The 3,122-nt window shown below is 43.0% G+C and carries 2 protein-coding genes and 1 pseudogene; 1 reads left to right on the forward strand and 2 read right to left on the reverse strand.

Annotated elements, in window-relative coordinates; genetic code table 11:
* Positions 1-64: 64 nt before the first annotated feature.
* Positions 65-988, forward strand: a pseudogene (locus AB4Z33_RS30630) (IS110 family transposase); the annotation flags it as partial.
* Positions 989-1,627: 639 nt separating this feature from the next.
* Here the strand turns inward: AB4Z33_RS30630 and AB4Z33_RS30635 are convergent.
* Together AB4Z33_RS30635 and AB4Z33_RS30640 are read right to left on the reverse strand one after the other, a co-directional pair.
* Positions 1,628-2,946, reverse strand: a protein-coding gene (locus AB4Z33_RS30635) for an IS3 family transposase (protein ID WP_442053521.1) whose coding sequence is annotated in 2 segments (ribosomal slippage) — positions 1,628-2,211 and positions 2,211-2,946 — 1,320 coding nt in all. Because the reading frame shifts where the segments join, the coding sequence is not laid out codon by codon here.
* Positions 2,947-3,021: 75 nt separating this feature from the next.
* Complete coding sequence (locus tag AB4Z33_RS30640) at positions 3,022-3,117, reverse strand: DUF3953 domain-containing protein (RefSeq protein ID WP_442053522.1); 96 nt, start codon at positions 3,115-3,117, stop codon at positions 3,022-3,024.
* Positions 3,118-3,122: the final 5 nt, after the last annotated feature.

Consider the following 3,122-nt stretch of genomic DNA (forward strand, 5'->3'; position numbering starts at 1 on the left):
ACCAATCTTCGTAAAGTGAAAACGGATGCTGCTGATGCTTATCTTCTGGGCGAGCTTTACTATAACCAATCTTCGTAAAGTGAAAACGGATGCTGCTGATGCTTATCTTCTGGGCGAGCTTTACTATAGGGAGGAATTCGAACCATTCAAAAAAAGAGGAGTGCAACTGCTTAATATGCGTTATCTGACGCGACAACACGAGTCCTTCTCCAAGATGTGCGTACAGACGAAGCTTCAATTCCAAGCCGTCCTAGATCAGGTTTTCCCAGCGTACAAAGGTGTTTTCGGGGCTATGTATTCTAACGTGTCCCTTCGCTTCTTACAGGAGTTTCCGACTTCATCCTCAGTTCTGGAAGTCAGTGAAGAGAAATTAAAAATTACAATCAACACTCTTCTAACTTCAAAACGGGGGCGATCAGAGAGGTGGATTAACGAACGAGTTCAACGGTTGCTCGATGCCGCAAAACAAAACCCATTTGAGCAAACGATGTATGCGAGCCACTTGATTAATCTTAAGATCTTGATCAGCCTTATTCTTCAGTACCAGGAGCATCTTTCTGAGTTGGARCAGACAATAGATGCCCTAGCTACTGAGATTGAAGAGTATGATTTAATCCAGTCGATTCCCGGTATTGGCCCTAAAATTGCTGCAACAATTTTAGCGGAAATTGGAGAAGTCGACAGGTTTGATCATCCAAAGAAACTGGTTGCCTTTGCAGGAATAGACCCCAGCGTTTTTGCTTCAGGCAAGTTTACAGCAACACGTAATCGAATCACTAAACGTGGTTCCAGACAGCTTAGATACGCACTAGTTATGGCGGTACAGTGTGGCCTAATCCGCTCTCGCAACACTCGGATTAAAGAGTTTTACGAACGCAAAAGAGCTGAAGGAAAACCTCACAAAGTGGCTTTAGTGGCCTGTGCGAATAAGTTAGTTCATTGGTTGTACGCCATACTAAAAAGTAAGAAATCATTCCGTCCAGCATAGCAAAACATTGATGGTATAACCTTCCAATACAAACGAATTGGAGGGTTCTTTGGCATGCTCATTAATCAATATAACACAAGTTCTCGAGCTGTTTTGCTGGTAATGTTGACAAGCTATTAGCTTGTATAGTTCAATTAAAAGAACGCTCCCGCGCCTTCGCTTGAGCTACGTCCTCCTCATTATATTCCATTTCCAATTAACAATTAAAGAACGTACGCGGGTAGCATGTAGTGCTTAAACAGGGGATTTATCTTAACCTAAGCACTAAGAAAACTTTAGATACTCTTCATCATTCATTTTATTTGTCATGCGGACCATCCTTCCTTAAGATATCATCACGTACTGGGGCATAAGTTTATCTAACATCATTCACACCCGAAACCATAACCAGCACGATCAAGCCTTTGACTGCGACATCCTCGACAATGACATCAGTTGGCTTAGGACTGGTGGTTGAATTAGGCTTTGCTGTCAGCGTTATTATTGGAAAGGCATAGGTTTTGCTATCGGCTTAGAATTTGGATCTGTTGTTGCGGAAGCGGGATCTGTCGACGACTTCTGATACGTCAATTAAGAATATTTTCTATTGTCTTTGCTGATCTGGACCCCCTGTCAAGGACACTTTGAAAAAGAGGGCTGTTAGGCAGCCGATAAGAGATGATTCCTGTATTGAACAGGAGTCATCTTTTTTAATCCCCATTGATACCTGTGGTTGTTGTAATAGTTAATATAGCGATCAATTTCAAGCTGAAGTTCACGGAAAGATGAATACCTACGGCTTTTGACATGATCTTTCATGTGACCGAAAAACGATTCCTGAGGAGCGTTATCCCAGCAGTTCCCACGCCTAGACATGGACTGACCCAAACCCTTCTGCTTTAACAAACCCTGATATTTAGGGCTTGTATAATGACTTCCTTGATCCGAGTGGATGAAAGCTTCTTTATGCAATTTCAAACGCTTTTGTTTGACCAGCTTCTCAATCGTTTCTGTCGCAATAGACAGTTCAATTCGGCGCGAAAGGTTGTGGGACAAAACCTCGCCTGTCGAAGCATCTAGAACGGTCGACAAATAGCCCATATCTGAGCGGCCGTACGGAAGATAGGTGATGTCAGTAAGTAGAACAAGCCCCGGAATGCCCTTCTTGAAATCCCTCTGTAGCTTGTTAGGGAGGGTTCGATGTTCAAGCGTAGCTTTGGCCATACGCTTGTAGGGTTTGGTTTTCGATGCGGGCATACAAGGTTCAATTTCTTCATAAGCCTGCGGATTCTCTTCAAGTTGTAAGTGATGCCAAATTCATTCTTAAGGATCATTTTGATGGAGCGAGAGCCCTTTTTGTACCCCTTCCGATTAAACGCCTTCTTAATCCATTCGCCCGCCTCAGCATCCATACGTGCACGCTCTAAGCGAGTGTCTGCAGCCTGTAGGTATCTGTAGTACCCTGAGCGGGAAACGTTTAGCAATTCGCAAAGATAGCGAGCCATACGCCCTAGACCCTGATCTACTACTTCCTTGATCAACTCGAATAATTTATTCTTGCTTAAGTTTGCCCCTTTGGTTACCAGCATCCTTTCTTTCAAGTCTAGCTTTTTTAGCAGTTCTACCTGGGATTCGAGGAGCCTTATTCTCGCTTCCTGTTTGGCAATGACCTCATCCTGCGTTAGTTCTCGATTTAGAGGACGTCCAGAGCTTTCTTTGCGGGAGTCGACCAATCCAATAATGCCAGCATGGTCATAGGCTTTCTTCCAACGGTCAGCGCACTGCTCCACACGTTTCATCCCAATTACGTTTACATCAAATCCGTTAGCCTCAAAGATTTCTCTTGGGGTTCTACCCATGATGTACTGATCTATGAATAACTGCTTAAATTCATCCGAATAGGTTATCGCTTTATGGCTAATTCTGGTCACGTATCTGTTCCTCGATAGATCTTTATCACTAAAAAGCTTCTTGCTCATGAAATCCCTCCATTGCTTTCTCCAGTATACAAAAAGGTACCCACAGCCTGAACACCYTTTTTCAAAGTGTCCAGTCTATGGGTACCAGTTTATATAACCTAAAAATCTCTTTTCTTTCTTTTGCAACTCTTCTAATCCTGCCACCATCAAAAATAATGCTAGAAATAACATTAAAT

Source organism: Paenibacillus sp. 2TAB19, from assembly GCF_052115185.1.
Taxonomy (GTDB): Bacteria; Bacillota; Bacilli; order Paenibacillales; family Paenibacillaceae; genus Pristimantibacillus.

What these genes read in the sequence shown, in the direction of transcription:
- AB4Z33_RS30640 (WP_442053522.1), bottom strand. Translation starts at nt 3,117, where the DNA reads ATGTTATTTCTAGCATTATTTTTGATGGTGGCAGGATTAGAAGAGTTG.